The organism is Sphingorhabdus sp. (assembly GCF_044239665.1).
Classification (GTDB): Bacteria; Pseudomonadota; Alphaproteobacteria; order Sphingomonadales; family Sphingomonadaceae; genus Sphingorhabdus_B.
Map to the genome: position 1 here is coordinate 1 of NZ_JBIIBA010000051.1, position 5,337 is coordinate 5,337.

A 5,337-nucleotide genomic window follows, 5' to 3' on the forward strand; every position below is an offset into this window, starting at 1 on the left:
TAACGACGGACGCCCCTGCAGGGCATATCCGGCCATTCCTAACAGCACTGCTGCGGCGGCGACCTGCCACAACCCCTTTGACGACCGTACATAATATACCAGCACAGACAGGCTGAGGAGCGAGAGCAAACCAAGTGCAAGCCAACCGTTCATGTGCGCCTCCGAAACAACCCGCGGGCAAGCCAAATTGAGGCAAAGAATATCAAAAAGGGCGCGATCCAGAGCAAAAGTCCTGCCCCCTTCATATCTGGTTCAAAACTGACCCATTCACCATAACGGTCGATCATCCAGCTTCGAATGGCTTGTGGGCTCTGACCCGAGGCGATTTGTTGACGCACCTCGGCACGCATAGTGCCGGCCATTGCGGCATCGCTATCTGCAATAGATTGCCCCTGACATTGAATGCAGCGCAGGCCGTGCATCAGACGCATGGCTTCTGCCTCCTTTACCGGATCGGCGAGTTGCCGGTTGGCCAGCGCGGGGGTTGGGCCGCTACCTTGCGCCCAAACAGGCGCGGAAAGCAAAAGCAAAATGGGCGCAAAGGCTCTCATTTCGCGGCATTCACTTTTTCAATAAGCATCGGCACATGTTCTGCCCGAATATCACCAATATGCTGAAACAATATCGTGCCGTCACCGTCGATCACATAGGTTTCTGGAACGCCAGACGACCCAAGCATCAACTGCACCGCCATTTCATTGTCGGAACCTATGCGCCGAAACGGATTGCCAAACTCTGCGAGAAAGGCGGCCACATCCTCCGGCTTGTCACGAATAGCGATAGCGTCAATCTCGACACCGGCCGCCTTCAATGTCTCCAAATGGGGTGCTTCCGCCTTGCAAGGCAGGCACCAGCTTGCAAAAATATTGAGCAAACGCGGCTTACCATCGGCCATGTCGGCGCTGGATAAAGCGGGAACGCCAGCCGTTGCCGCGGGCAGCGAAAATGCGGGCAGTTTTTTGCCAATCATCCCCGAATGGACTCGATCGTCCTTGGGTACGGCAAGGCCATAGATCGCAAGCCCGCCAATGAAGGCAACAACCGCAAGCGGTATCCATAACAGCCAAGGTCGATTCATGCGCGTTCCCACTTATTGATTGCAGGCTTCTTGGCGCGCCGGAACATCCGCCCGAACAGCGATATCGTGCCGCCTAGCGCAATCAATATCCCGCCATACCAGATAAAGGTCACAAATGGCTTCCACCACAAACGAACTTGCCAACGGCCATCGCCTTCTTGATCCGGTTGCGCGATGACGACGTATAATTGGCCATTCCAGCGGGTTAGCAATGCTGCCTCGCTCGTTTGCATTTCGGGTTTAAAGAAGTACCGCGATTGAGGACGCATCACAAAAGCATCGTTATTTTTGCCAGCGACCATTTCACCTTCGACGGCGACCCAATTGTCGCCGACCACCGGCTTGACGTCATCAAGCTTAACGTTCCAGCCGGATATCTGCGCGCTTTCTCCGGGCGCAAGCGCAGTCAGTGTTTCTTTGGAAAACCCAGATTCAGCAGCCATACCAAAGACGCTAACCGCTATCCCGAAATGGGCAATAACCATGCCAAAAATGGGCAAAGGCGTTCGCAGCAATTTGCGGCCCCGCAGCGGCAGCCATGCAGCCACCCCAAGCGCAAAAGACAAAGCGATACCCAAAAGCGGGAATAAACCGGCGTCCGGGGCTAGTTTCCAAGCCACCAACCCGCCGCACAGCAGGATAACAGCCCCTCCGATGAGCCAATATTTTATCCGCATCAATTCGTCCCGCCGCCAACGCAACATGGGACCAATCAGCAAAGCGAGCATCAAAAGCAGCATGACAGGCACAGTCGCCTTGTTGAAATATGGTGGCCCAACGGAAATTTTGTCACCCATCGCCTCTGCGGCGAGAGGGTAGAGCGTTCCGATCAAAACGACCGCCAAGATGACGCTGAGGAAGATGTTGTTCGCGACTATACCGCCCTCGCGGCTGACCAATTGGAAGGGTTCGCCTTGCTTCACCGTCCCGATGCGCAAGGCAAAAATGACGAAAGCGATGCCGGTATATAGCAGCATGAGCGCCAGAATGAACGCGCCACGTTCAGGATCAACGGCAAAGGCATGAACGCTGGTCAATATCCCCGACCGTACAAGGAACGTACCCGCCATCGACATGGCGAAAGCGACCAGTGCAAGCATGATAGTCCATGCCCGCAGGGCGTTACGGGTCGCCAATACGCTGACCGAATGCAGCAAGGCTGTCGCCGCAAGCCATGGCATCAGCGACGCATTCTCCACAGGGTCCCAAAACCACCAACCGCCCCAGCCCAATTCATAATAGGCCCAATAGCTGCCCGCCGCGATGCCGATGGTGAGGAAAATCCAAGCAGCCAAAACCCATGGCCGCATCGCCCGCGCGAATGCTGGCCCCACTTGGTTAGTCAGTAATGCGGCAACCGCAAAGGAAAATGCGATAGAGAGGCCGACATAGCCCATATACAGCGTCGGCGGATGAAAGGCGAGGCCAACGTCCTGAAGTAACGGGTTCAGCCCCACGCCTTCTAAAGGTGCTGGCACCAGCCGTTCAAATGGGTTCGATGCAAATAACAGGAACGCAAAAAAACCAAGCGCAATGAAACCTTGCACCGCAAGCGTCGCGTATAATGTTGTTGCATCAATCCGCTTTTCAAAAAACGCGATGGCCGCGCCAGATACAGACAGCACCGCAACCCACAACAGCATCGAGCCTTCGTGATTACCCCAAGTGCCAGCCAATTTGAAAATCATCGGCTTGTCGATATGGCTATTGCTTGCGACCAACAGCACCGACAGATCGGTCACATAAAATAACCACATTAACGCGAAGAAAGAGAATGTGCACAAAGCGCCCTGCATATAGGCCGCGGGCTTAATTAGCGGCGCTAACTGCCCTACCCCCCCGCGCAGCAATGTCAGGCCGCCTACAAGTTGCAGCAACGCCATCGCCGCCGCAAGCCAAAGGGCGGCCAATCCTGCTTCTGCGATCATGTTAAAGCCTTCATTGAGAAACCGTATTTTGTGTATTTTCAGCCGCGCTCATATCGATATCGGCGAGTTCTTTCGGCACGTAATTTTCGTCATGCTTGGCCAGCAAGCTTTCCGCTACAAACACACGGTCAGGCCGGAGGCGGCCATCAGCGACGACGCCGGAGCCTTCCACAAACAAATCAGGTGTAATGCCGCGATAGGCGACCTTTTGCGTGCCGCTTTGATCTTGAACGATGAACGTTATGGAAACACCATCACTGGCGCGCACAATGGACCCCTTCTGCACCATGCCGCCAAGCCTTATGGCTTTTCCAGGTTCGACATTAGCGGCAGCCAAGGTTGTAGGCGTATAGAAATAGGATGCCTCTTCGCGCAAAGCGGACGCCGCGATCAGGCCCGCGCTTATCAATGCTACCACGGCAATCAAGGCCAACAACAAACGCTGATGTTTGGGTTTCATGACTGTTCCTTAAATGCATCTGCCGAAGCTTCCGCACGGCGCATGGAAAGATAACTAGAAACGATAAGCCAAATCATACCGACGCCCGTGGCGGCAAATGACGCGAAAATGAACGGTGCGTGGGGCATTAGCCTTGCGCCATCCGGCGCATCCGCGCTTCAATCCGCATCTCTGCCAATGCTGCGCGCATCCGCATCAGCACGAGCGCGCCGAACAACAGGCTGAAACCCGCGACGGCCACAAACAAGGGCACCAAATACGCCGCATCAATCGACGATCCGCCCAGCGTAATGCTCGCTTTTTGATGCTGGCTTTCCCACCAGATAACCGAACGATTGATGATCGGGATGTTGACCGCGCCAATGACGCCAAAGACCGCCGCCACGCGGCTGGTGTCGCCCTTCTCGCTTGAAGCATTGGAAAGCGCGATATATCCCAGATACAAGAAAAAGAGCACGAGCATAGACGTCAATCGGCCATCCCAGACCCACCAGGTGCCCCATGTTGGCCGCCCCCAGATAGACCCCGTGATCAGACAGATCGCCGCGAAGGTCGCACCGGGAACAGCAATCGCACGGGCAGCAACGCCCGCCAACGGGTGCCGCCATACCAATTGCACGATGCTGGCAATTGCAATGCCCGTCCATCCCCCCATGCCCAGCCACGCGGCGGGCACATGTACGAAAAGGATTTTGACGGTATCACCCATCAATCGTTCGGTCGGGGTGAAAAACAAACCCCATATGCAAGCAATCAATGTGAGAAACAGGCCCGGCCAGAATAATGCTGGCGTAAGCGGCTTTGCGATACGCAAGAATCGGGCAGGATTGGCAAAGCGATGCATGATTAGGCAGCGCCTTTAGCACCGCAAAAGCGTTACGCCAACGGATTTGCGATCATCTGCCAATAAGCTTTTGTGCCATATTGTCGGCGACTTCGGCTGGCGTCATGTTGGTCGAATCGCTTTTGGTCCAGATGGCGGAAAGACGATCCGGAATGGCATCAATGCGACGGTTGATTTCCGCATCATCGGCATTTTCGATATGGCGTAACACGTTGATAATGCCGCCTGCGTTGATGACATAGTCCGGCGCGTAAAGGATACCCCTATCCGCCAGCAGCCGGCCCTCTGGTCCTAAGGCCAATTGGTTGTTCGCCCCGCCAGCAACGGCGCGCACTTTCAAAGCCTGCACGCTCGCTTGCGTAAGAATGGCTCCCAAAGCGCAGGGGCTAAAGATATCTGCTTCGACGTTCATGATCGTGTCGGCTGGGACGCTATTGCCGCCAAGTTCCGCAGCCAAGTCGGCGGCACGTTGCGAATCGACATCGGCCAATGTCAGCTTTGCCCCTTGCTGCGCCAAATAACGCGCAAGACCGCCGCCAACACTGCCAACGCCCTGAATAGCGACATGGACACCCGACATATTGTCGGCGCCAAGGGCATGCTTTGCTGCCGCCTCAACACCCAGATATACCCCGCGCGCTGTATAAGGCCCCGGATCACCGCCCTGTCCGGGCAGGCCCGCAACATGCGGCGTAACCTTCGACAAAGAAACCATGTCTGCTTCAGACATGCCGACATCCTGCGCCGTGATATATTTCCCGCCCAGCGAATCTACCGCGCGGGCAAAGGCGTCGAGCATCTCCTGCTTTTTGGTGCGCGCAGGATTCGCAAGTATCACCGCTTTGCCACCGCCGGCAGAAAGCCCCGCCATTGCGTTTTTGTAACTCATGCCGCGCGACAGACGCAGCGCATCTGTAATCGCGGCCTGTGAATCGCCATAATGCCAAAAACGTGTTCCGCCTGCTGCTGGCCCCAAATACGTAGAATGCACAGCGATAACCGCCCTTAGCCCAGTCACGCGGTCGTC

At 55.8% G+C, this 5,337-nt stretch carries 7 protein-coding genes; all 7 read right to left on the reverse strand.

What is annotated here, in order from left to right; translation table 11 throughout:
• Positions 1-149: 149 nt before the first annotated feature.
• Positions 150-551 carry a cytochrome c-type biogenesis protein CcmH gene (locus tag ACILP3_RS10345; RefSeq protein WP_395616551.1) on the reverse strand — a complete coding sequence of 134 codons (402 nt, stop codon included), beginning with the start codon at positions 549-551 and terminating at the stop codon, positions 150-152.
• Positions 548-1,078: a redoxin family protein gene (locus ACILP3_RS10350; protein ID WP_395616552.1), complete on the reverse strand. Its 531-nt coding sequence runs from the start codon at positions 1,076-1,078 to the stop codon at positions 548-550. The genes ACILP3_RS10345 and ACILP3_RS10350 overlap by 4 nt, the downstream gene beginning before the upstream one ends.
• On the reverse strand, positions 1,075-3,006 hold the full coding sequence (locus tag ACILP3_RS10355) for a heme lyase CcmF/NrfE family subunit (protein WP_395616553.1): 1,932 nt from the start codon (positions 3,004-3,006) through the stop codon (positions 1,075-1,077). Before ACILP3_RS10355 ends, ACILP3_RS10350 begins: the two co-directional genes overlap by 4 nt.
• 10 nt (positions 3,007-3,016) lie before the next feature.
• Positions 3,017-3,466, reverse strand: coding sequence for a cytochrome c maturation protein CcmE (gene ccmE / locus ACILP3_RS10360; protein ID WP_395616554.1), 450 nt, complete (start codon positions 3,464-3,466; stop codon positions 3,017-3,019).
• A complete protein-coding gene (locus ACILP3_RS10365) occupies positions 3,463-3,594 on the reverse strand; it encodes a heme exporter protein CcmD (RefSeq protein WP_395616555.1) in 132 nt (43 codons plus the stop codon). Before ACILP3_RS10365 ends, ccmE begins: the two co-directional genes overlap by 4 nt.
• Positions 3,594-4,310 carry a heme ABC transporter permease CcmC gene (gene ccmC, locus ACILP3_RS10370; RefSeq protein WP_395616556.1) on the reverse strand — a complete coding sequence of 239 codons (717 nt, stop codon included), beginning with the start codon at positions 4,308-4,310 and terminating at the stop codon, positions 3,594-3,596. The genes ACILP3_RS10365 and ccmC overlap by 1 nt, the downstream gene beginning before the upstream one ends.
• Before the next feature lie 52 nt (positions 4,311-4,362).
• Positions 4,363-5,337, reverse strand: a 975-nt coding sequence (locus ACILP3_RS10375) for a Leu/Phe/Val dehydrogenase (RefSeq protein WP_395616557.1), incomplete at its 5' end; no start/stop codon positions are given.

Excerpts from the sequence above, each read along its gene's own strand:
- ACILP3_RS10365 (WP_395616555.1), bottom strand. The coding sequence starts at position 3,594 with ATGCCCCACGCACCGTTCATTTTCGCGTCATTTGCCGCCACGGGCGTC.
- ccmE (WP_395616554.1), bottom strand. The coding sequence starts at position 3,466 with ATGAAACCCAAACATCAGCGTTTGTTGTTGGCCTTGATTGCCGTGGTA.
- ACILP3_RS10345 (WP_395616551.1), bottom strand. The coding sequence starts at position 551 with ATGAGAGCCTTTGCGCCCATTTTGCTTTTGCTTTCCGCGCCTGTTTGG.
- ACILP3_RS10350 (WP_395616552.1), bottom strand. The coding sequence starts at position 1,078 with ATGAATCGACCTTGGCTGTTATGGATACCGCTTGCGGTTGTTGCCTTC.
- ACILP3_RS10355 (WP_395616553.1), bottom strand. The coding sequence starts at position 3,006 with ATGATCGCAGAAGCAGGATTGGCCGCCCTTTGGCTTGCGGCGGCGATG.
- ccmC (WP_395616556.1), bottom strand. The coding sequence starts at position 4,310 with ATGCATCGCTTTGCCAATCCTGCCCGATTCTTGCGTATCGCAAAGCCG.